At 64.0% G+C, this 22311-nt stretch carries 24 protein-coding genes; 11 read left to right on the forward strand and 13 right to left on the reverse strand.

The window, feature by feature from the left end; translation table 11 throughout:
- Positions 1-185: 185 nt before the first annotated feature.
- Positions 186-1262 (reverse strand): beta-propeller fold lactonase family protein, encoded by a 1077-nt coding sequence (locus AWB74_RS15095; protein WP_061147562.1) that lies wholly within the window; start codon positions 1260-1262, stop codon positions 186-188.
- 171 nt (positions 1263-1433) lie between these two features.
- The gene (locus AWB74_RS15100; protein WP_235024585.1) at positions 1434-1961 is read right to left on the reverse strand and encodes a DUF3280 domain-containing protein; all 528 of its coding nucleotides are present in this window, start codon (positions 1959-1961) and stop codon (positions 1434-1436) included.
- 269 nt (positions 1962-2230) lie between these two features.
- Between AWB74_RS15100 and AWB74_RS15105 the strand changes: the two genes are divergently transcribed.
- Positions 2231-2440, forward strand: coding sequence for a hypothetical protein (locus AWB74_RS15105; RefSeq protein WP_061147563.1), 210 nt, complete (start codon positions 2231-2233; stop codon positions 2438-2440).
- A gap of 42 nt (positions 2441-2482) precedes the next feature.
- Here the strand turns inward: AWB74_RS15105 and AWB74_RS15110 are convergent, their stop codons facing one another.
- Positions 2483-4678 carry a SulP family inorganic anion transporter gene (locus AWB74_RS15110; protein ID WP_061147564.1) on the reverse strand — a complete coding sequence of 732 codons (2196 nt, stop codon included), beginning with the start codon at positions 4676-4678 and terminating at the stop codon, positions 2483-2485.
- A gap of 203 nt (positions 4679-4881) precedes the next feature.
- On the opposite strand from AWB74_RS15110, the gene AWB74_RS15115 reads away from it, so the two are divergent.
- The 4 genes from AWB74_RS15115 to AWB74_RS15130 all read left to right on the forward strand — a co-directional run bounded on the left by AWB74_RS15115 (position 4882) and on the right by AWB74_RS15130 (position 7308).
- Positions 4882-5973, forward strand: coding sequence for an alpha/beta fold hydrolase (locus AWB74_RS15115; RefSeq protein WP_061147565.1), 1092 nt, complete (start codon positions 4882-4884; stop codon positions 5971-5973).
- A gap of 37 nt (positions 5974-6010) precedes the next feature.
- A complete protein-coding gene (locus AWB74_RS15120; protein ID WP_061147566.1) occupies positions 6011-6334 on the forward strand; it encodes a hypothetical protein in 324 nt (107 codons plus the stop codon).
- A complete protein-coding gene (locus AWB74_RS15125) occupies positions 6331-6714 on the forward strand; it encodes a VOC family protein (RefSeq protein WP_061147567.1) in 384 nt (127 codons plus the stop codon). Before AWB74_RS15120 ends, AWB74_RS15125 begins: the two co-directional genes overlap by 4 nt.
- Positions 6715-7059: 345 nt before the next feature.
- On the forward strand, positions 7060-7308 hold the full coding sequence (locus tag AWB74_RS15130) for a hypothetical protein (RefSeq protein WP_061147568.1): 249 nt from the start codon (positions 7060-7062) through the stop codon (positions 7306-7308).
- A 92-nt stretch (positions 7309-7400) separates the two neighbouring features.
- On the opposite strand, the gene AWB74_RS15135 is transcribed toward AWB74_RS15130, so the two are convergent.
- Both AWB74_RS15135 and AWB74_RS15140 read right to left on the reverse strand, forming a co-directional pair.
- Positions 7401-8045: a J domain-containing protein gene (locus tag AWB74_RS15135; protein ID WP_061147569.1), complete on the reverse strand. Its 645-nt coding sequence runs from the start codon at positions 8043-8045 to the stop codon at positions 7401-7403.
- A gap of 87 nt (positions 8046-8132) precedes the next feature.
- Complete coding sequence (locus AWB74_RS15140; protein ID WP_235024586.1) at positions 8133-8453, reverse strand: hypothetical protein; 321 nt, start codon at positions 8451-8453, stop codon at positions 8133-8135.
- Between the two features lie 97 nt (positions 8454-8550).
- On the opposite strand from AWB74_RS15140, the gene AWB74_RS15145 reads away from it, so the two are divergent.
- The 3 genes from AWB74_RS15145 (at position 8551) to AWB74_RS15155 (ending at position 11280) form a co-directional block, all read left to right on the forward strand.
- The gene (locus tag AWB74_RS15145; protein WP_061147570.1) at positions 8551-9105 is read left to right on the forward strand and encodes a phosphonate degradation HD-domain oxygenase; all 555 of its coding nucleotides are present in this window, start codon (positions 8551-8553) and stop codon (positions 9103-9105) included.
- A 92-nt stretch (positions 9106-9197) separates the two neighbouring features.
- Entirely contained in the window at positions 9198-10607 is a 1410-nt protein-coding gene (locus AWB74_RS15150) for a DHA2 family efflux MFS transporter permease subunit (protein ID WP_061147571.1), read from the forward strand.
- A 106-nt stretch (positions 10608-10713) separates the two neighbouring features.
- Complete coding sequence (locus tag AWB74_RS15155) at positions 10714-11280, forward strand: transglycosylase SLT domain-containing protein (protein WP_061147572.1); 567 nt, start codon at positions 10714-10716, stop codon at positions 11278-11280.
- A gap of 131 nt (positions 11281-11411) precedes the next feature.
- Here the strand turns inward: AWB74_RS15155 and AWB74_RS15160 are convergent, their stop codons facing one another.
- Together AWB74_RS15160 and AWB74_RS15165 are read right to left on the reverse strand one after the other, a co-directional pair.
- Complete coding sequence (locus AWB74_RS15160) at positions 11412-11756, reverse strand: hypothetical protein (RefSeq protein ID WP_061147573.1); 345 nt, start codon at positions 11754-11756, stop codon at positions 11412-11414.
- 98 nt (positions 11757-11854) lie between these two features.
- Entirely contained in the window at positions 11855-12208 is a 354-nt protein-coding gene (locus tag AWB74_RS15165; protein WP_061147712.1) for a hypothetical protein, read from the reverse strand.
- A gap of 84 nt (positions 12209-12292) precedes the next feature.
- On the opposite strand from AWB74_RS15165, the gene AWB74_RS48580 reads away from it, so the two are divergent.
- Together AWB74_RS48580 and AWB74_RS15175 are read left to right on the forward strand one after the other, a co-directional pair.
- Positions 12293-13069 (forward strand): hypothetical protein, encoded by a 777-nt coding sequence (locus tag AWB74_RS48580; protein ID WP_235024587.1) that lies wholly within the window; start codon positions 12293-12295, stop codon positions 13067-13069.
- A 177-nt stretch (positions 13070-13246) separates the two neighbouring features.
- On the forward strand, positions 13247-13750 hold the full coding sequence (locus AWB74_RS15175; protein WP_061147713.1) for an Mpo1 family 2-hydroxy fatty acid dioxygenase: 504 nt from the start codon (positions 13247-13249) through the stop codon (positions 13748-13750).
- Here the strand turns inward: AWB74_RS15175 and rarD are convergent, their stop codons facing one another.
- The gene (rarD, locus tag AWB74_RS15180) at positions 13751-14728 is read right to left on the reverse strand and encodes an EamA family transporter RarD (protein ID WP_061147714.1); all 978 of its coding nucleotides are present in this window, start codon (positions 14726-14728) and stop codon (positions 13751-13753) included. It lies immediately after the preceding gene.
- A 385-nt stretch (positions 14729-15113) separates the two neighbouring features.
- On the opposite strand from rarD, the gene egtD reads away from it, so the two are divergent.
- Positions 15114-16082: an L-histidine N(alpha)-methyltransferase gene (gene egtD / locus AWB74_RS15185; protein ID WP_061147575.1), complete on the forward strand. Its 969-nt coding sequence runs from the start codon at positions 15114-15116 to the stop codon at positions 16080-16082.
- Here the strand turns inward: egtD and AWB74_RS15190 are convergent.
- From AWB74_RS15190 to AWB74_RS15210, 5 genes are read right to left on the reverse strand one after another with little or no spacing between them, the layout of a single operon-like run.
- Complete coding sequence (locus AWB74_RS15190) at positions 16079-16375, reverse strand: acylphosphatase (protein WP_061147715.1); 297 nt, start codon at positions 16373-16375, stop codon at positions 16079-16081. The two genes, egtD and AWB74_RS15190, sit on opposite strands and share 4 nt — an antisense overlap.
- Before the next feature lie 49 nt (positions 16376-16424).
- On the reverse strand, positions 16425-17564 hold the full coding sequence (locus AWB74_RS15195; protein WP_061147576.1) for a hybrid sensor histidine kinase/response regulator: 1140 nt from the start codon (positions 17562-17564) through the stop codon (positions 16425-16427).
- A gap of 22 nt (positions 17565-17586) precedes the next feature.
- Positions 17587-18192: a chemotaxis protein CheB gene (locus tag AWB74_RS15200; RefSeq protein ID WP_061147577.1), complete on the reverse strand. Its 606-nt coding sequence runs from the start codon at positions 18190-18192 to the stop codon at positions 17587-17589.
- Positions 18193-18194: 2 nt separating this feature from the next.
- The gene (locus AWB74_RS15205) at positions 18195-19031 is read right to left on the reverse strand and encodes a CheR family methyltransferase (protein WP_061147578.1); all 837 of its coding nucleotides are present in this window, start codon (positions 19029-19031) and stop codon (positions 18195-18197) included.
- A gap of 16 nt (positions 19032-19047) precedes the next feature.
- Positions 19048-22167, reverse strand: a complete 3120-nt coding sequence (locus AWB74_RS15210; protein ID WP_061147579.1) for a hybrid sensor histidine kinase/response regulator — start codon at positions 22165-22167, stop codon at positions 19048-19050.
- Positions 22168-22311: the final 144 nt, after the last annotated feature.

Consider the following 22311-nt stretch of genomic DNA (forward strand, 5'->3'; position numbering starts at 1 on the left):
GGGCGTGAGCGGATCAGGTCACTGATTATGCGCGCGCCGTGGATGCGAGTTGTGAAATAAGGTTCACAGCACCGATACTATCAGCCGACGCAAAACGCGCTCCATCGCGCTTTGCGAAACAACGCGCGGCTTAAAAAGAAATGGCCGCGCGAGGCGGCCATCGTTGGAACCGAAAATCGCGCGCCTCAACGCCCCTCGATCGACCCCGCACTCGCCGGATATGTGACGATGCCCCACGCGAGCGGCAGGTCGCCGATCTGCTTGACCTCTTTATAGTTCGATCCGTCGAGCACATAGACCGCGTTCGAGCGCCCGCACGCGAGCAGCAGTTTCGAGCCGTCCGGCGTAAAGCTGAAGTGCCAGCAGCGCTGTCCGACGGGCACATCCTGCATGTGCTCATACGTGGCGCCGTCGAACACCTGCAGCGTCTTGTCGCGCGATGCGGCCACCAGAAGCCGCTTGCCCGAAGGATCGAACGAGACACCATAAGGGCCCGTCTTCGTATCGACGGTCTTCACAGTCTTCAGACTGCCGCCATCGAGCACGACGAACTTGTTCGCGTTCTCCAGCGTCACCACGTATTGCTTGCCGTTCGGCGATACCTTGATGCCGCGCGGACGCGAGCCCTTCGCGAGCTTCACCGTGCGCACCGGCTTGCCCGTGCCGACGCGATACACCGACACCGTGTCGTCGCCTTCGTTGGTCACGAGAATCAGCTTGCCATCGGGCGAAAATTCGACGCCCTCGGTCTCGTGCCCGCTCTTGACGGAATGCGTGACCTTCAGCGTTTTCAAGTCGACGATGGCGATCTCGGCGGGCGGCGAGTTCGCGTCGTCATCGTCCTTTTCGGGTTCGCCGGGCTTCGGCGGGCCGCCGCTTTCCCCCGGTTCGTAAGTCACGTAGGCATAGCCGCCGAACACGCGCACGAACTCCGGATTCTTGCCGATCTTCACGCGTCGCACCGCCTTGCCCGTCGACGTATCGATCTCCGACAGATCGCTCGTCCCCTTGTTCGCCACATAAAGCCGCGTGCCGTCCTTGTTCAGCGACAGGCCGCGCGGGCCGTCCTTGCCGAAGTCCCAGGTCTTCGAGAGCGAAAGGTTCTCCAGATCAATGACGCCGACGCCCGCGTTCTCGGTGGTCACGTAGGCGGTCGGCGCGGCGGCGTGCGCGACGCTCGCAGCGCTTGCGGCGGCCAGTGCGAGCGATGGCGCGATGAACGACGCGCAGGCAATGCGCGCCGCCTTGAATCTGACTTGCATGGTCGTCTCCAGCGGTTTCGTGTGGCTTGTTCGAGTTCGTGTGGACGCGCGCGCGCGGCGCATCGCACCGCGCGCGTGCCTGCAAGTCCAACTTAGCCCAATCGACCGCGCGCTGGCAACGGCATCGGCCGGGAGAAATTCCCGAATTCATGCGATGGATGTGCCACGCATTCAGCGCGTCGCGTTCGGATCGTTCGCGAGCAGGTCGACGAGCGCCTTCGCGCCGCGCCGCCACGAGAGGTCGGTGTTGCCGCGGATATCGACCGAGCGCTGAAAGAGCGTCGCGCCCGTGGCCGCATCTTCGACGCGCAGGTTCATGTTGAGAATGAGATTGCTGATCTTCTGCACCCAGCACACACCGACGCGCGACGCATCGAGCTGCTTCGCCACGCGCAGCTCGCAACCGTTGCACGTGCTCATGTCCTGCGTGCGTTGCAGCGACGCGATGAGGTCGCCCGCCTTCGCATTGTCAGCGACGCGAAAGAGCGCGCGCTCGCGCAGATCGTCGCGCAATGCGCCGCTCACCATCCTCAGGCGCTCGGACTGGATGCGATCGATTTCGGCGTCGTTGTAGGCGGCGTTGTCGTCGATGAGCGTGCAATCGAGCATTGCGATCGACTGCGATGCGCTCTGCGCCAGCGCGCCGCTCATGACGATGGCGAGCGTCATTGCGAGCATCGCGCGAAGTGTGTGGATCATGGTCATGGCCTCGATGGTGTGCGGCTGCGTGCGCCAACAGCAGACCGCATACCGTTCGCGCGCATCCAACATACCGGCGGCGAACGCTGCGATCAAGCGGCGCGTCGCATGAAGCGGCGATGCCGTGAGCCAAGACCCGCAAGCCTCGCGCGCGCCTATGCGCGGGCGCGCACATTCATCGCATGAAATGGCATGACGCTTGCAAAAAATTCCCGGGAGCATGTGCCGTGCTCGACACGCCTGAATTTACCCAAGCCAGGAGAACCATCATGAAACGCATGCTGATCATCGAAGACCTGAAGGCCGGTCCCGGGGACACCAACGACGCTTCGCTCACGCCAGCGCAGATGAAGCGCATCGTCGGCGGCCGCGCGGTGCTCGCCACCGTCGACGGTCGCGGCTACGCGACCATCGACGACTGGGACATCAACCTTGCGATCTTCGAAGGCAGCATCAAGGGCAGCGAACGCGATAACTGAAGCAGACACGCGCCGGGCACGCATCGTTCGCGCGATGCGTGCTCACGACGCCGCGCGCAATGCTTCGTCCGCGACGGCGAGCCGCGACGCCATCATCTTCACGACGAAGCGATGCCACTCCTGCGCGGTCAACGGATCCTCGAGCTCGAGCTTGCGCAAGGCCGCGAGCGTGAGGCGCCGCAAGCGCGCGGGCTCGTCGGCGACGACATCCGCGCTGCGCGGCGCGTGCGTATAGACCGCCATCTCGCCGATGATCGTGCCCGGCCCGAACGAGCGCAGCCGCACCGAGCGGCCGTCCGCGAGCGGCAGCGACACGGTCACGCGCCCTTCCTCGACGATATAGAGCGCATCGCCCGCATCGCCGCGCCGAAAGAGCGCCTCGCCCGCGCCGACATCGCAGACATCGAGCCAGTTGGCAAGGCCTTCGAGCGCGTGCGCGGTGAAATGCGGCGCGAGCATTGCGCGGAAATCGCCGGATGGCGCGCACGGCTCGGACGCGCGCGCCAACGCCGAGAGCTGCCGCGCCTCGATCCATTCGAGCCCGGCATCGAGCGTCTCGAACTCGTGAATGCCGAGTGCAAGCGCACCCGTGCGCATGAGCCGCACGCGCGAATTGCGCGGCAGCGCGGTCAGCACGAGTTCCGCGCCGATCGCCGCGCACGCCTGACGCAGCTTCACAAAGGCGAGCGATACGGACGCGTCCATACCGTTGGTCCATGCGAAATCGAGCACGACATAGCGCACCGGACGCGGGCCGTGCGAGCGAATGCGTTCGCGAATGCGCTGCAGCATCGAGTTTGCCGAGCCGAAAAAGAGAAACCCTTGCAGGCAGACGCCGCAGATCTCGTCACCGCGATCGATCAGAAAACGCGTCTCCTCGATGCTGCGCTCGACATTCGACGTGCGCGTGCGGCCGTCGAACTCCATGCGCACGCAACCTGCGCGGCCATACAGCAGGGCGAACGTGACGCACGCCGCGACCACGCCCGCGACGACGCCCGCGATCACGCCGTAGAACGCGATGACCGCGAGAATCAGCGGCACGAGCACATACTCGTGCCACGCGAGCTTGCGATACGCGCCGACGAGCCAGTCCATCATGAGGCGCAAGCCCATGTAGATCTGCATGCCGACGAGCACGGGCACGGGAAACAGCGACACGAGATCGGGCGAGGCGATCAGCACGAAGAGGCACGCGAGTGCGGCGAACACGCCCGCGGCGCGGCTCGTCGCACCGGCGCGCGCGTTGAGCATCGAGCGGTTGTACGACTGATAGCCGACCATGCCGCCGAAGAGCCCGCTCGCGATATTCGCGAGGCCCGCGGCGCGCATCTCGCGATTCAGGTCGATGTCCTGGCCGGTCGCCGCGCCCATCGCCGTCGAGTTCATGATGATCGTGATCGCCGACACCGACGTGACGATGAGCGTCTCGGGCATATGCGCGACGATCGCGCGCCAGTCGATCTCGCCATGCGCGAGCGATGACGGCAGATGCAGCTCCGGAATGTGCAGCGCGTGCACCGGCACATGCTGAAGCAGGAGGCCCAGGTCGCGCGCTTCGTCGGGCGAGATGCCGGCGACGCGCAACAGCGCATAGAAGAGCGCGATGCCGATGGCAAGCGTGATCGGCAACGCGGCCGAATGGCGCCACGTGCGCGCGAGGATCGTCGCGAGCGCGCCGACGAAGAGCGCGGGCGCCCACGCGAGCCAGTGCAGATGCACGAGCCGCGGCAGCGTATGCCAGTCGAGCGCGACGCCCGTCAGCACGCGAAACGCGCCCGCGATCAACAGATAGCCCGTGCCCGCGAGAAACCCGCCCATCACCGGATAGGGCAGGAATTGCAGCGAGCGGCTGCGTTTCGATGAACCGATCGCGAAGAGAATCAGCCCCGTCACGAGCGAGCACAAGGCGATGGCGACGAGCACCGTCAGCAGAATGACCGTGGGCGTGCCGCCGTTCGCGCGCACGCTGCTCGCGACGCCCGCCGCGACGCCGACGAGAAACGCCGTCGCGTTGCTGTCCGGCCCGCCGATGTTCATGCGCATCGAACTCGTCAGCGCGATGACGAACGCCGTGACGATGCAGCTCACGAGCGCGGTCGGCACGCCGAGCTCCGCATAGCGCGCGAGATCGGCACTGAAGATGAGTGTGCCGAGACTCATCGCGTAGCACAGCATGACGAGCGTGGACACGGTGCCTGCGGTGACGTCGCCGACGAGCGCGGTCGCGCGCGGCATGGCGCGCGCAATGACCGTGCGATGTGTCGTGGCTGGCTTCACGGCGCCTCCCGGAACGGGAAAACGGCTGACAGGTGCGCTCAAAAGATGCGCTCGAAGTGCGCGGGAAAGTATCCGCCGCGCGCGAGAACGCTGTCAATTTTCGCGCGACATCGGCCTACACTGGAAGCTGCCGCCACGTCTTTCGTCAGACATGAACGATCATGCGCCCTCTTCTCTTTGCGATGTTGCTGCTGTTGGTCGCGTCGTCGGCGTGCGCGCAGGATCATGAACGCAGCGGCGATGTCGTCATCGGCGAATTTCGTTTCGAGGATGGCAGCGTGCTGCCGCAACTGAAACTGCATTACGTGACGCTCGGAGAGCCCGCGCGCGATGCGAGCGGCGGCATCGTCAACGCCGTATTGCTGCTGCACGACACCATCGCGTCGAGCCGCGCATATCTCACCGCCGACATGCGCCGGCAACTCTTCGCGCCGGGCGCGCCGCTCGATGCCGCGCGCTATTACATCGTGATTCCGGATGCGATCGGCCACGGCGCGTCCGCCAAGCCGAGCGACGGCCTGCGCATGGACTTCCCGCATTACGGCTATCGCGACATGGTCGAGGCGCAATATCGGCTCGTCACCGAAGGGCTGCATATCGCACATCTGCGGCTCGTGCTCGGCACGGCGATGGGCGGCATGCACGCGTGGCTCTGGGGCGAACGCCATCCCGCGATGATGGACGCGCTCATGCCCGTTGCGAGCGTGCCCGTCGCGATCGCGGGACGCAATGCGTTCTGGCGCAGGATGATCGTCGCGGCGATCCAGCGCGATCCCGAATGGAACGATGGCCGCTACAGCGAGCCGCCCATCGCGTGGCTGCGCGCGATGCCAGTCTTCACGCTGATGACCGAGAACCCGGTGCGCATGAACGATGCAGCGCCGGACGGCGAGCGTGCGGTCTGGTACTACGATGCGTCGGTGTATCGCGCGCGCGGGCTGGATGCGAACGACACGCTCTATGCCTTCGATGCGTCGCGCGACTACGATCCCGAGCCGGACCTCGCGCGCATCGAGGCGCGCGTGCTGGCCGTGAACTTCGCCGACGATCTCACGACGCCCGCCGATACCAACGCGATGCAGCGCGTGCTGCCGGGCATCGCGCGTGCTCGTTATGTCGAAGTGCCGGAAAGCGATCAGACGTACGGCACGCAGAGCATCGCGCATCCGGCGCTGTGGCAGCGCTACATCGACGAGTTGTTTAAGAGCGCGCCGCCGCGCACGGCGGTGGATTCATCGCGCCAACAAGAGTAACGTTGATTCGCGAGCGAACACTACAAAGGAGGCGATCATGCCCGACGATCCCGCTCAATGGCATGTCTTCGATTACGAAGGATTCCAGATCCACGTGCTGCCGCAACTGAAGCCGACGCCCGAGCACGCGCCGCCGAGCAAGGCGGAGCGCTACGTGTATATCGGTCATGTGTGCAGGCCCGGCGCCGACGCGAACGCGCCCGGTGAAGCGGTGCATTTTCACGCCGATGGCGACGACGCCTACAAGACCGCGGAGGACGCCGTGGACGATGCGCGGCATATCGGCAGAAGCATCATCGATGGCACGCATCCGGATCTTTCGGTATTGCCGCTCGTATCGCATCAACATCATTCCGGATGAGCGGCGAGCATCGGCAAGACGGCGGCGACGCGCACGTCGAAGCCTTGAGCGCGATCACGCTCGCGACGCACGACATGCCGCGCGCGGTGCGCTTCTATGAAGCGCTCGGCTTTCGCATGCTTTATGGCGGCGCGAACGAGGCCTTCACTTCGTTCGCGCTCGGCACTTCGTATCTCAATCTCACCAGCGAGACGCACGGCCCGATCCAGTTCTGGGGCCGCGTCATCATCTACGTGTCCGACGTGGACGCGTTCTATCGGAAGGTAGTGGCGCACGGCATCCAGCCGCAATTCGCGCCGCGCGATGCGCCCTGGAACGAGCGCTACTTCCATCTCACCGATCCCGACGGTCACGAACTGAGCTTCGCACGCCCGCTTTAACGCGCACGGCGCAGGCACGAGATTCGCTTAAAAGCGAGTGACGGGTAGCGTACGCATTGGCCCTTTCATATGACCGATCGCGCACATACCGTCGCATCGCGTTGCACGAGGATAAGTCCATAGCGTTATGCGTCTTGCATGAAGGAAGCATGGCAGAAAGACGCGTAAAAGCTCGCTGTTGCTATTTCGCAAAAACGGGCACTGCGCATGGAATCCAGGCGTAGAGTTAAAGTGCTTTCTCAGGAACGTGATGCGTCGCGGCAGGGGTTTCATCGAACGGGGCTTTAAACATTGGCGCGTTGTGCCGATAACCCGATCATGAATGTCGCGTGCAGGAGACTGAAAATGAAATGCGCGAACGAGCGATCCCTTCGCTACCAGGTGGACAAATGGCTCGCACCGGGCAGTGTTCCGGTGCATGTGAGGCAGTTCAGCCGCACGCGTTCGGACGGACGCCGCTATGTCTGCGTCGAGGCGTTGCATGGGGCGGCAGCCAGAGCACTGTTCTTCTTCCGTCACGATGACGGACACTGGTGTGTCTATCCGCCCGCGCCGAAGCGACACAACATGCGCGGCGAACGACTCGCGGCCTGATTCAACGCATCTTCAGGACAGACACTTCGATCCGATTCCGTTTTTAGCCGCCCCGCTCAGAGACAGGGCGTTCCTCGCGAAGCAGTTGATAACTACAAACGCAGATTGTTGAGGAACTGAAACCACATTGCGCCGAGCGGATTCGCAACGCCGGCGGTGGCGGCTTCCTTCTTTTCCAGCTTCTCTTCCGGCTTCTCTTCTACTTGCTCGACGCCGGGTTCTTCCTCGCGCGACTCCCGCTCTTCCTTCGCCTGCCGCGATTCATGCAGCGCGATCGCGCTATCGGCGATCTGCCGTGCCGTGGATTCATCGCATTGCGCGCCGAGCAGCACGCCGAACACGACATCGCGGTTATGGCCTTGCGATGCGAAACGCATCGCGAGCGATATGCGCTTTGCATAGAGCGCCTCGCGTGCTTCGCGCTCTTTTGCTTCACGCGCTTCGCGTGCCTTGCGCGCCTTCGCTTCGCGAGCCTCGCGTTCCGCTTCTTCCTTGCGTGTGCGCTCTTCCCAACGACGCATCTCTTCCGCATAGATACGGTCGTACACCTCGCGCTGCGAGGGGTCGGACAGTATGGCGTAGGCTTCCTTGATTTCCTGGAACTTCGCGCGGGCCGCGACTTCATTGCCCGCGTTGCGGTCGGGATGGCAGCGCATCGCCGCTTTGCGATACGCGCGTTTGATTTCTTCTTCGGTGGCGTGCTCGTTCACGCCGAGCGTTTCGTATAGCGTTGCCATCTTGCGTTCGGTGGATACGGGTGCCGATCATCGTAACACGCAAAAAACGGGGTCTCTTCGCGAGATGCGGCATCGCAACACAAACGTTCATCCACCGATGATCGTGCGCGCAGCCGTGCTTCCGAGCGCATCGTGTATGGCGCGCGCGGGCTTCAGATATCGCCCGATATGCAGCCGTATATTGACGACCGCCAGCACGAAAATGACGAGCGTGATCAGAAAATAGTCGCGCCGCTCGGGCGCGACGTGATAGCGCGTATGCAGCAGCACGAAGATGATCCACGCGAACGCCGGCGCATGCAGGCTCCAGTGCCGTTGCGCGAAATGCCACGCGATGCGGCGCACGTCGCGGCGCGATGCGCGATCGAGTCCGGCGAGCGCCGCGTGGCGGCTGAAGAAGAAAGGCATCGTGTCATCCGGCGCAATAGCCATCGTCGCGTCATAAAAGCCTGCGAGAATCGCGCGTTTCGTGCTTTGAGCATACCTGCTCGACGGTTTCCTTACGATGGCGCTTTCAATCGACGACATCCGGTATCTCTTCGACACGCACGGCTCGATCGCCTATAGCGGCGAGCCGGTCACCCAGTTGCAGCATGCGTTGCAGAGCGCGACACTCGCCGAAGCAGCAGGCGCGAGCCGCGAGCTCATCGTCGCCGCGCTGCTGCACGACCTCGGGCACTTGCTGAACCTGCAAGGCGAGACGCCGAGCGAACGCGGCATCGACGACCTGCACCAGTACTACGCGTTGCCGTTCCTGCGCCCGCTCTTTCCCGATGCCGTGCTCGAACCGATTCGCCTGCACGTCGATGCGAAGCGCTGCCTGTGCGCGATCGATCCGTCGTATCACGCGCGGTTGTCGGCGGATTCGGTGCGCAGTCTGCAGTTGCAAGGCGGCGTATTCGACGATGAAGCCACGCAAGCCTTCCTCGCGAAGCCCTACGCCAACGATGCGATCGCATTGCGCCGCTGGGACGACGAAGCGAAGGACGCGCATCGCGTCACGCCCGGGCTGCCACATTTCATGGAGATGGCGGCGAGCGTCGCGCTTTCGCGGAACTGATGACGGACCGAAGCGCGAAAACGCCCGTTCGGGTATCGCGCTAGACTGTGCGCCATGCACCGATCCCCATTTCGACACGACTGCGCCGCATCATGAAAGGCGGTAATTTCCGCGTCACCGCCGCCGTCGTCGCCAGCGCCTTGTTCATGCAGAACATGGACGGCACGATCGTCGCGACAGCCATCCCGACGATGGCCCGCGATCTCAACGTCGACCCCGTTCATCTCTCCAGCGCGATCACCGCGTACCTCGTCGCATTGACGGTGTTCATTCCCGCGAGCGGCTGGGTCGCGGACCGCTTCGGCGCGCGCCGCGTGTTCATGTGGGCGATCGCAACTTTTACGCTCGCGTCCGTCGCGTGCGCCGCGGCGATGACCCTGCCGCAACTGCTCGCCGCGCGCGTCGTGCAAGGTCTCGGCGGCGCAATGATGGTGCCCGTCGGCCGCTTGATCCTGTTTCGCGGCGTCAAGCGCGAAGAGCTTCTGATCGCGACGACCTGGCTCACGATGCCCGCGCTCGTCGGCCCTTTGCTCGGACCGCCGCTCGGCGGCTTTCTCACCGATGCCCTCTCGTGGCGCAGCATCTTCTGGGTCAACGTGCCGGTCGGCGCGGTCGGGCTGTTTCTGACGTGGAAGCTGCTGCCGCCATCGCCGCCCGAAAGCCGCACGCCGCCGGACCTGCGCGGCATGCTGTTGTCGGGCGTATCGCTGAGCCTGTTCATGATCGGCATCGAAAGCGCCGGTCGCGGCGTGCTGCCGGCGGGCGTGCCGTGGATCTGTGTCGCGGTCGGCCTGCTGCTGTTTCGCGCGACGGTGCTGCATTGCCGCCGCGCGCCGAATCCGGCCATCGACTTCTCTCTGCTTTCGATTCCCACGTTTCACGCCGCGACGGTGGCGGGCAGCCTGTTCCGCGCCGGCGCGGGCGCGCTGCCGTTTCTGGTGCCGCTGACGCTGCAAACGGGTTTCGGCTACAGCGCGACGGCGAGCGGCCTCGTCACGTTCGCGAGCGCGCTCGGCTCGTTCTGCATGCGCCCGATGACCGCGCTCGCGCTGCGGCGCTTCTCGGTGCGCACGGTTTTATGCACGGGCAGCGTGATTTTCGCGGCAGTGCTGCTCGTCTGCTCTACGATGTCGCAGGCGTGGCCCGCCGCCGCCATCTTCCTGCTCCTGCTCGTGGGCGGACTCGGCCGCTCGCTCAGTTTCGCGACGATGGGCGCGCTCGCCTTCGCCGATGTCCCCAAAGCTCGCCTCGCCGCCGCGACATCCTTTCAGGGCACCGCGCAGCAGTTGATGAAGGCGGTCGGCGTGACGGTTGCGGCCGGCACGATCCAGGCGACGATGCTCGTTTCGGGCAGCGTCCAGACCGAGCGCTGGCAACTGGCGTGCGGTTTCATCGTGACCGCGATCGTGGTTCTGGCCTCTCTGCCGATGTTCGCGCGGCTCTCCGAAGACGCCGGCGAAGGCATTTCGGCGCCCTCGGCGAAACGCGCCGAGCGCACGTAAAACATGCCGCGTAGCGAAACGAAACATCAGATTTAAGACAAGTCCATGATCCACAAGGCTTTTTTATATGGCTATAATCGCGATTCCGCTTTGATCTCTCTGTCCGATGCGCCGTTTCCTCGTTATCTTTGCCGCCCTTGCCGTCTCGCTGAGTTCAGCGCAAATCTCGCTCGCGCAGGAGGCGCAGACGAGCGCCGCCGCGAGCGACACCGTCGCGCAAGACCCGAAGGCGCAGGAAGCCGGTCACAAGATTTCGGAAATGCTCATCCGGAAATTCGGCGTGGCGCGTGAAAAGGCGCAGACCATCGCTTCGGCGGTCATGTCGTCGGCTTCGAAATATTCGCTTCCGCCAGCGCTTCTGCTTGCCATCATTTCGATCGAATCGCGCTTCAAGGAAACGGCCATCGGGCCGAACAACGCAACGGGGCTGATGCAGGTGGTGCCGTCTGCGCACAAAAAGCTCGTGCGCAATGTCGACCTGACGGACCCGGAAGACAACATCGAAACCGGCTCGGCAATCCTGCACAGCTATATGAAGTCCGCTCAGGGCGATCTCGACGCCGCGCTGAAGAGCTACGGCGGGTCACGCGCCTATGCCGAAAAGGTCAGCTTGCGCGCCAAGTATTTCGAACCGGCTGCATCGGTGGATGCGGTGTCGGCGAGCGGTCAGTAAGTCTCGCGCCGTTTCAGGCGCATCGAATCCGTTTCTCTTCTATTTGTAATTGCGCGCCGCCGCCAGGCGGATGCCGCTTTTCGCATCATCGCGATGCTGCGGCGATCGCACCCGCGTGCGCTGGCATCGCATCAATAAGCCTTGTGCGTGCCGGTTCCGTCCGACTTCATGCCACCCGAATTCATGTTGCCGTTGTTCGGCGCGCTGCGTTGCACGGTGCCCTGATCCTGGCTCATGCCGTTGGTGGCGTCGTTGCCCATGCCGCTCTTGGCGCCGGTGCCCGTCGTGCCGTCCGCCGAGCCGCCCATGCCGGTGCCGCTCATGCCGACGCCGCCGCCCTTGCCGCCCGCAGCCGACCCGGCCCCGGATGAACCGTTGCCGCCTGCGCCCATCGAGCCGCCCGCTTGCGCATAGGCGCCGCCCGACAAGCCCAGCACCAGCGCAGAAATCACCAGCTTCTTCGTAATCGCGTTCATTGCATGCCTCCCGAGTTTGCGTATCGGCCGTGGCAACGCATCGGATGTCACGACCGTGTCGGAGTCAGCGCAAAGGACGTGCCGCGCTTGAAGTCAAATCAATAGCCGCAAGGCACATAGGCACGACGATAGTTGTCGTAGCAATAGCCGGGCGGCTGCGCAGGCTGGGCATAAGCCGGCTGTCCATAGGCGGGCTCTTCGTAGACGGGCTGCGCGTACGCCGGTTGCGCATAGGCCGGCTGCGCATAGGCCGGCTGCGCGTAGACGGGTTGCGCATTCGCGACCGATGTCACCAGCGCACCCAGCACCGCGCCGCCGATCAGCGCGCCGACGATCGCACCGCCGTCGCCACCACCTCCGTGATGGCCGCCGCCGCCATGTCCGTGCGCCGATGCCTGGCCCGCCACCGTCAAACTACCGATCATCACCAAGACGATTGCTGCGCGTTTCATGAGCTTCTCCATTTCCCGACAGGCCGGGTTCATGGAAGTCATCTTAAGCAGTCGGCTAAGAAATAACTGCAGCAGTTGGTAACCGTGCATTTCAACGATTACAAATGCGGTGCCCGGAATAATTTGGATACCCAATTATTCTGTTCACAGTTACAAATCGATGCGAATTCGCCAAATCGTAACAAGTTTTCGCGCGCATCCGGTAACGCGCAACGCAGCGTGCAGCCGGCTCAGACGCTTTTACTGCATGCCGTTTCATTTGCTCGCCACTGGTTACGCTTTGTCACCAGAAGAACGTCAACTCTATCGCCCGGAACGGCGTTTTCATCGTCAGCGCGGCGCACTGTGCCACGCGTCCTCATTAAAAGAATCAAGGGAGTTCAATCCATGAAGAAGATCGTCGCTGCTCTCGCATCCGCCATGCTCGTCTCCACCGTATTCGCGCAAACTGCCACGACCGATGCCGGCAAAGCGCAACTGAAGGCCAACAACGAAAAGACCGAAGCCCAGGCGACCGCCAACAAGAAGAAGGCGGAAGCGCAGCACGATGCCGCGAAGGCGCAGGCATCGGCGAACGAGGACAAGGCATCGGCGCAAGCCGACGCCAACAAGGAAGCCGCGAAAGTAGCGCAGGCGACCACGCCGGAACAAGCTTCCGACGCCCGCGGTGATGCCGCCAAGGCACAGGCGAAAGCCGACAAGAAAAAGCACGCTGCGCAGTCAAAGGCAGACAAGAAAAAGCAGGATGCAGCGAAGGATGCCAACGTGGCGCAAGCGAAGGCCGACAAGGAAAAAGTCGAAGCACAAAGCGACGCTAACAAGTCGGCCGCCGATGCGAAAGTAGACGCGGCGAAGAAGTAAGGGAGGCCGGCGTCATCGCATCGCGCACTGGGCATTGCATATCAACAATCCAGTGCGTTTGATTCAGGCGAGTCTTCGGACTCGCCTTTTTGCTTTCCACTAAAGGAAATGCTCTAGTTGCTACTTTCGATGCGCGGCTTATGATGCGTGAAACATAAAACGATGGAGACGCCCGCCATGCGCTCGCTGACCGATCAGCTATCGCAATACGCCGCTTATCATCGCGACAGGCGTAATGTCGCCACGCACTTCATCGGCATTCCTCTGATCGTGCTTGCGATCGCCGCATTGCTGAGCAAACCCACATGGCCCGTGTTCTCAGGCGCGTTCATGCTCACGCCGGCCTGCGTGCTGTTCGCGCTCGCCACGCTCTATTATCTCTGGCTCGACGTGCCGCTCGGCATCGCGATGGGTTGCGTGTCCGCGTTGAGCGCGGCGTTCGGGCAATGGGCCGCATCGCACACCACGGCGATCTGGCTCGCCATCGGCATCGGTCTGTTCGTGACCGGCTGGGTGTTTCAATTCATCGGACACGTGCGCTACGAGCATCGCAAACCTGCGTTCGTCGATGACATCATCGGGCTGTTGATCGGACCGCTCTTCATTCTCGTCGAGCTGATGTTCGGGCGCGGTCTCATGCGCGATCTGCACGATGCCATCGAAGCGCGCACCGCACGCTGATCATTCGACGCGCTCGATTTCCTCTGCCACCGTTTCATGCTCGACGCTCGCGTGATGCTCGCTCATCGGCAAAGCCTGCTTGCGCGAACGCTCGCGCATTAGAAGCCGCGCGCTGTGCACGCCCGTCAGCACGACCGCGATCCAGATCGGTACATAAGTCCCGAGCTGCCGCGCTGAAAACGGCTCGCCGAGCAGCAGCACGGCCACGCCGACGAGCAGCACCGGTTCCACGTAGCCGAGAATGCCGAAGAGCGCGAGCGGCAAATGACGGCTCGCGCGCAGATACGACGCGAGCGCGATCGTGCTCAACGCGCCGAGCCCCGGCAACAGCAGCAGCCAGAGATGCGGCTCGCCCGCGACATCCGTGAACGAGCCGCGCACGAACAGCATGATTGCCGCGACGGGCGCCATCAACATGATTTCCACCGCGAACGACACGAGCGGATCGGCGTTGAGCCTGCGGCGCAACATGAAATACGGCGGATAACCGAGCATCACGACGAGCGTCGGCCACGCGAACGCATGCGTGACGATCAACTCATGCGCGACACCGACGGCCGCCGCGGCGACGCCCGCCCACTGGAAGCCATCGAGCCGCTCGCCGTAATGAAAGCGCCCGAGCAGCACCATCGCGAGGGGCAGGAGGAAATAACCGAGCGACACTTCGAGCGCGCGTCCGTGCAGCGGCGCCCAGAGAAAGATCCACAACTGCACGCCGAGCAGCGCCGCGGCGGCAGCGAAACCGAGCAACAGATGCGGCGTCTTGGCGAGCTTCGCGACGAGCGCGCATAATTGCGGCCAGCGCTTTCGCAGCGCGACGAGCGCAAGCGCGCCGGGCAGCGTCCACACGATGCGCCATGCAAAGATGTCGAGCCCATCGAGCGGCGCGAGCCACTTCGTATAGCCGGACATCAGCGCGAAGAGCGTGGAAGCGGCGACGGACAGCGCGATGCCGCGCCCCAGGTCATGCTGATTCATCGAAGAGAAGCGCTTTCGCGCGCGGAAGGTGAATGCAAGCCGATCGAAACGGCGAGAGCGCATTCTAAACGCAGCACGCGCGTCTTTTTCAAAACCCGCTTCACACACGATTCACCGGCGTGCGCGCTTCTTGCTTATCAGATGCTTCGCATTTCGGCATGAACTTCATCGCGTGGACGCCGTCTCACGCAACTGTCTTTAGCCGGTCACGATGATCGGCGACCCTTGTCGGTCCGGCGCACGGTTTGCCGGTCCGGTCCCGAAGTCCGAGCGGCACCTCGCGTGTTTTCTCCACCGCTCACGTCATTGCATCCGCAGCAACACGCGCCGTGCCATCGTTTCCGAGGTTGGCACGCGAAGAAAACGCCGCATCGATGGAGACGTCATGACTCAACCCGCCTTGTCGCCCCGCTTCGCCAACGCCTTCGCAGAGGCCGTGCACGTAGGACTCAGCAAGCGTCCGCAAAAAGAACTGCCCTCGATGTATCTGTATGACGAAGTCGGCTCCGCCCTCTTCGAAGTCATCACCGCGCTGCCGGAATATGGCGTGACGCGCGCCGAAGAGCGCGTGCTGAAGGATCATGCGACGGACATCGTCGCGGCCATGCCGGGCGATATCCAGGTCGCGGAACTGGGCAGCGGCAGCGGCCGCAAGACGCGCCGAATTCTTGAGGCGCTGTGTAAAAAGCAGCCCACCGCTTACCATCCGATTGAAATTTCTCGTACCGCCTTGCAGTTGTGCCGGCGCGAGTTGAGCGACATCGAGCGCGTGTCGATCGTCGGACACGAGCGCGATTATCTCGCGGGCTTATCGGAAGTCAGCGCCAGGCGCAAGGACGGCGAAAGGCTGCTCGTGCTGTTTCTCGGCAGCACCATCGGCAATTTCGCGCGGCTCGCGGCGACCAAGTTTCTGCGTTCGATCCGCGGCATGCTCAAACCCGGCGATGCGCTTCTGCTCGGCACCGATCTCATCAAACCGCTGCCGGTGCTGATCGCGGCGTACGATGATCCGATCGGCGTGACTGCCGCGTTCAACCTGAACATGCTGGCGCGCATCAATCGCGAACTGGGCAGCGATTTTCCGCTCGACGCCTTCGAGCACGTCGCGCGCTTCAATCCGGACGCACGCAGCATCGAAATGCACTTGCGTGCGAAGCGGGCGCTGTCGGTGCGCGTTCGCGAGGCGGATCTGCGTGTGGACTTCCGCGAAGGCGAGACGATCTGGACGGAGAGCAGCCACAAATATGCCGCCGATGAAGTCGCGCCGATCGCCGCCGATGCGGGCTTCGAATGCACGCATCAGTGGCGCGACGAGGAATGGCAGTTCGCGGAGAGTCTGCTGGTCGCGCGTTAGTGTTGTTCGAAGCGCTCGTAGCGTTTCTCGACGTGGCGCTCCTCGCTGTGAAACTCGGTGACGCGGGCATGCGGCGGCCCGCGGCGCAGCCATTCGAGCATCAGATCGACCTGATTGGCCGCGCCCTGCACGATGGCTTCGACGGAGCCGTCGTCGAGATTGGCAACCCAGCCGCGCACGCCCAGCGCATGCGCTTTCCTGACCGTGTGATGGCGAAAGCCGACGCCCTGCACGACGCCGCGCACATGCACGTAGTAGGTTTCGATTCTCGTATCCAGATCCGGACCGGGCATTGCGGACTCCATTCGTTCGTCGTTCATAGGCCGCATTGTAGACAATGCTTCAACCGAGCCTGAACGGCTTCGCGCCGTCCGCGCGATCCCCCGGCCCCGGATGAAACACGCGCGGCAGCCTCACTTCGAAAGTCGTGCCGCCTTCGGCCGTCGAGCGCACGCTGACGTCGCCGCCGTGCATCTGCGCGATCTCGCGCGTGATGTAAAGCCCGAGCCCAAGGCCGCTCGATTCGTGCTGACGCCGGCCCGAGCGATACGGCGCGAAGATCGTCGGCAGCACGTCGGCGGGAATTTCGCCCGCGTTCTGCACGGTGATGGTCACGTCGTCGGCGTCGCCGTCGAGCCGGACCTGAATCGCCGAGCCCTTGTGCCCATGTTGTAGCGCATTGCCGATGAGATTCGAAAACACTTGCGAAAGCAGGTCGCCATCGCCTTGCAGGAGCGTGTCGCCCTGACGCAGCACGAACACGCGCCCCTTGCCGACGCGCGCCTCGTATTCATCGACGATATTTCGCGCGAGCGTCATCAGTTCCACCGCGCGCGGCTGCAACGTGACGCGCCCGCCGCGCAGACGCGCGAGGTTCAGCAACTGATCGACCATGCGCACCATGCGCATGCCGCTCGACTTGATGCGCTCGCCAATGTTCGCGACGTTCTCGTCCTTCACGAAGCGCGACAGATATTCCGCCGACGCGATCACCGCCGAAAGCGGCGTGCGCAGATCGTGACCGAGCACGGCCATCAGCATTTCGTTCGCATCGAGCAGTTGCTGCACGGTCGCGAGCTGCGTCGCGAGTTGCTGCTTTTGCCGCTCCATCTGGATGAAGACATCGACCTTCGAGTTCAGGATGCGCGAGTCGAACGGCTTGTAGAGAAAGTCCACCGCGCCCGCTTCGTAGCCGCGGAACGTGCGGTTCGTGTCCTGCGCCGTCGCCGTCAGAAAGATGATCGGCACGTGCGCCGTGCGCGGGCTGCCGCGCATCAGCTCGGCAAGCTCGAAGCCGTCCATGCCGGGCATGTTGACATCGAGAATCGCGAGCGCGACTTCGTGCTTGAGCAGCAGCTCGAGCGCGGCCGGCCCCGATTCGGCTTTCAGCACCGACAGATCCGGCCGCGCGAGCGACGCTTCGAGCGCGGTGATGTTGTTGCGGATGTCGTCGACGATCAGCACGTGGATGGGTTGCGTCATCTGGTGACTCCTTGCCTTCTTTTCATGGCTGGCGGCGGATACATTGCGAAAGCCGCATCGTCATTTCGTCCAGCGTCAGTACTTCATGCACCGCGCCCTGCGCGATCGCCGCGAGCGGCATGGCGGGCGACGAGGCCGTCGACGGATCCTGCGCCCAGCACTCGCCGCCCGCGTCGCGGATCGCGCGGGCGCCGCGCGCGCCGTCGTCGTTGGCGCCCGAGAGCACGATGCCGAGCAGCCGCTCGCCGTAAGCATGCGCCGCCGATTCGAACAGCACGTCCACCGACGGCCGCGAAAAGCGTACCGGCGGATCGACCGAAAGTGCGATCGACGGCGCCGCGCCGCCTTCCGACTCCACGAGCATGTGATAGCCCGCCGGCGCGAAATACACCGTGCCGGGCGCGATCTGGTCCTTGTCGAACGGCTCTTCGACCGGCAGCACGCAGCGCATCGCGTAGAGGCTCGGCAAAAGACTCGGCGGCCCCTGCCGCACATGCACGACGATGAGCACCGGCGGCGCGAAGTCCTTCGGCAGCGCGGGCAACAAGTGATTCAGCGCCTCGACGCCGCCCGCCGATGCGCCGATCACGACTGCGCCGAAGTGCTGCGTGCCGAAAGCGTCGATCATCGTCACACCTTCTGATAAAGCCGCTCGTGCGGATTGAAATCCGCAAAGCGGTCCGCGTACTTCGAAAAGCGCAGGCTCTCCTTGCTGCCGAGACCGAGAAACCCGCGCCGCACGAGCGAATCGCTGAAAAGGCCGAGCGCGCGATCCTGCAGCGCGCGATCGAAATAGATCAGCACATTGCGGCACGACACCAGATGCGCTTCGAGAAACACGCTATCGGTGGCGAGACTGTGATCGGCGAACACGACGCGCGACTTGAGCGTCTGCGAAAACTTCGCCGCGCCGTAGGCCGCGTGATAGTAATCGGAGAGCGAGCGCTTGCCGCCCGCCGACAAATAGTTCTGACTGAAGCCCGCCATGCGCTCCAGCGGATAGATGCCGCTTTCGGCCTGTCGCAAGGCTTCCGCGTTGATATCGGTCGCGTAGAACACGGTCCGGTCCGCGATCTTCTCCTCCGCGAACAGCACTGCGAGCGACCACAATTCCTCGCCGCTGCTGCATCCCGCGACCCACACCTTGATCGACGGATAAGTCTGGAGAATCGGCACGACCTGCTCGCGAATCGCGCGGAAATACTGCGGGTCGCGGAACATCTCGCTCACCTGCACCGTGAGGTACTGGAAGAGCCGCGCGAAGAGCGCCGGATCGCGCAGGATGCGCTCCTGCAAATGCGACAGCGTCCGCGCGTTGAAATCGTGCACGGCCTGCGCGAGCCGCCTTCTCAGCGAACTCACGGAGTAGTGACGGAAGTCGTGCTGATAGCGCAGATAGATCGCTTCCAGAATCAGCTTCAGTTCGATGTCGAACGTGTCTTCTTCGTCGTGCCGGCTGTCGTTCATCTGAGAAGTCACTCGTTCATCGCTGGCGCAGCCATACGCGGCACAGCGACACGAGCTTATCCACGTCGATGGGCTTCGATATGTAGTCGTCCGCACCCGCCTCGAGACATTTCTCGCGATCGCTCGGCATGGCCTTCGCCGTCAGCGCGATGATCGGCAGGCGCGCATGCTGCGCTTGCTTGCGGATCTCGGTCATCGCGGTCAGGCCGTCCATCTCGGGCATCATCACGTCCATCAGCACGAGGTCGATGTCGCTGCGGCGTGCCAGCGCTTCGAGCGCCTCGCGGCCGTTGCGCGCGATTTCGAGCGTCGCACCCAGCGGCTCGATCACGCGCGACAGCGCGAAGATATTGCGCACATCGTCTTCGGCGAGAAGAATCGTGCGGCCCTCGAACACGTCGTCGCGCTGGCGCGCCGCGCGCAGCATGCGCTGCTGCTCGGGCGGCAGCGCGCTCTCGACGCTGTGCAGGAAGAGCGTCACTTCGTCGAGCAGGCGCTCAGGCGATTTCGCTCCCTTGATGATGATCGATTTCGAGTAGCGGCGCAGGCGCTGCTCTTCTTCCTGCGACAGCAAACGCCCCGTGTAGACGATGACCGGCGGCGACGCGTGCCCGCCGCTCGTCGACACCCGTTCGAGCAGTTCGTAGCCGGAGCCGTCGGGCAGCGCGAGATCCATCACGACGCAATCGAACACGCCGCGCTGCATTTCCTCGATGGCTTCCGCAATCGATCCCGCACCGGTGATCGCCACGGTCTCGCTCGCGAGCAGCGCGTGAATGCTCTGACGCAGCGCCGGATCGTCCTCGACGACGAGCACGCGGCGCATGCCCTGCGCCGAACGCGCTTCGAGCTTGCGGATCGCGAGGGCGAGCTCGTCGCGCGCGCTCGGTTTCAGCGTATAGCCGATCGCGCCGAGATGCAGCGCGACATCGGCGTGATCGGTCGCCGAAACGATGTGAATCGGCACGTGGCGCGTGAGCGGATCGTGCTTGAGCCATTCGAGCACCGTGAGGCCCGACTGGTCCGGCAGACCGATATCGAGCAGGATGCCGTTCGGCTGCAGCGAGCGCGCGAGCTCGACGCCCTGCGTCGCGGTGGCCGCGTGTACGCAGTCGAAGTCGAGCTCGTGCGCGAGATCGTAGAGGATGCGCGCGAACGGCTGATCGTCCTCGATGACGAGAATCACGCGATCGGGCCGCTTCCGGTTGGCGCGATCGTCGGCGATCGTCGGGACTTCGGGCACGGATACCGGCACGGCAACCGGCGCTGGAGGCTGCGGCTTTACGGCCACCGGCTCCGGCTCACTGAGATGGCCGATCGCATCCAGCTTCGCGGTGACGGTGCCTTCGCGCGCGGCGATCGGCAGCGTCACGGAGAATACGCTGCCGTGCCCCAGTTCGCTCGACACGGCAACCGAGCCGCCGAGCAGTCGCGAGAACTCGCGCGAGATCGACAGTCCGAGCCCGCTGCCGCCGTACTTGCGGCTCGTGGTGCCGTCGGCCTGCTGAAACGCCTGGAAAATCATGTCCTGCTTTTCGCGCGCGATGCCGATGCCCGTGTCGCGCACTTCGAAGCGCACCGCGTTGTCGCCCGCACGCTGCGCCGCGACGATCACGCGGCCGCGCTCGGTGAACTTGAACGCATTCGACAGCAGATTGCGCAGCACCTGCAAAAGCCGCTGACCGTCCGTGACGAAGTACTGCGGCACGCTCTCGCCATGCTCGGTGACGAATTCGAGTCCCTTGCTTTCCGCGACGGGCGCGAACGACTGCTTCAGCGCCTGCAGAATCGAATCGACGGACGTCGGCGCGAACTGCACGTCCATCTGCCCCGCCTCGACCTTCGACAAATCCAGAATGTCGTTGATGAGCGCGAGCAGGTCGCTGTTCGATGAATGGATCGTCGCGGCGTAGCGCACCTGCTCGTCGCTCAGATTGCCTTGCTTGTTGTCCTGCAGAAGCTTCGCGAGGATCAGCGAGCTGTTGAGCGGCGTGCGCAGTTCGTGCGACATGTTCGCGAGGAACTCCGACTTGTACTGGCTCGCGCGCTCCATTTCCAGCGCGTTCGCGGTCAGTTCCTGCTGCACCTGCAAGAGCTCGGCCTTTTGCCGTTCGAGATGCTGCGTATGCTCTTCGAGTTGCACGTTGGTCTGTTCGAGCTCGGCCTGCTGCTGTTCGAGACGCGCCTGCGAGTCCTGCAACGCGCGGCCGCGCTCCTCCAGTTCCTCGTTCGACACGCGCAGTTCTTCCTGCTGCACCTGCAATTCCTCGCTCTGGCGCTGCGTCTCTTCGAGCAGTTCGACGAGGCGCGCGCGATAACGCGCGGAGCGCATCGCCATGCCGACCGGCTCCGCGGCCATTTCGAGCAGCGCGCGGGCGTCGTCGAATTGTCCTTCGTCGCCGACGAAGCCGAGCTCGATCGCGCCCACGGCTTCGCCATCGGCATAAAGCGGTGCGATCACGACGCGCGACGCCGTCGCGGAGCCGAGTGCGGAACCGGTTCGCAGATAATGCGCGGAAGCATCGCGCAGTTCGAGCACGCGCTCATCGGCGAGCGCCTGGCCGACGAGCCCCTCGCCGCGCGCGATCGTGCGCGGCGCGCTGTCCTCGTCCGGCAGCGCCCACGCCGCGATGCGCACGAGCGCCTCGCCTTCGAGCGCGTAGACGACGCCCACTTTCGCCTGCACGTACGGCACGATCGAACGCAGGATGCTCACGCCGATCGAAGCCGGAGACTGCTCGCCGCGCAGCTTCACGCCCAGTTGCACGATGCCCTGCTGCAGCCAGGTCGTGCGTTGTACGGCGAGCCGCGATTTGATATACAGATGCGCCACCGCCGCGAGCGTGAGCAGCACGACGATGCCCATCGCGCGGTTGACCTGGAGCACGTCGCGGCTCGTGTCCGGATCGATGGGCGACAATGCGTAGCCTGCGATCATCAGCAGCGCCGAGGCGCCCGCGGTGACGATCGGCACGGCGGGACGATCGACCCACACGCACAGCACGACCGGCAGCAGATAGAAGATCCAGATCGCGACGCGCATCGGCGTGAGCACATCGACGGCGAACACGACGGCGAGCGCGAGCGCGATGGCGAGGTAGATCCAGGAGATGAGGTTTCGAGTGTCTTGAGGCATCGTCGACCGGTTGTGTTCATGTTTTGCGCGACCGGAATGTGGCGAGGCGGCGGCAGGCACGGACCTTAGCATGAGCCGCAAGCCCTTGTCACATCGGGCTTTGCAGCCGATCGGCGCATGCGTTTTCGCGCGGCAGTTGTTACG

The sequence above is a fragment of the Caballeronia arvi genome (genome assembly GCF_001544695.2).
In the GTDB taxonomy this organism is placed as follows: Bacteria; Pseudomonadota; Gammaproteobacteria; order Burkholderiales; family Burkholderiaceae; genus Caballeronia; species Caballeronia arvi.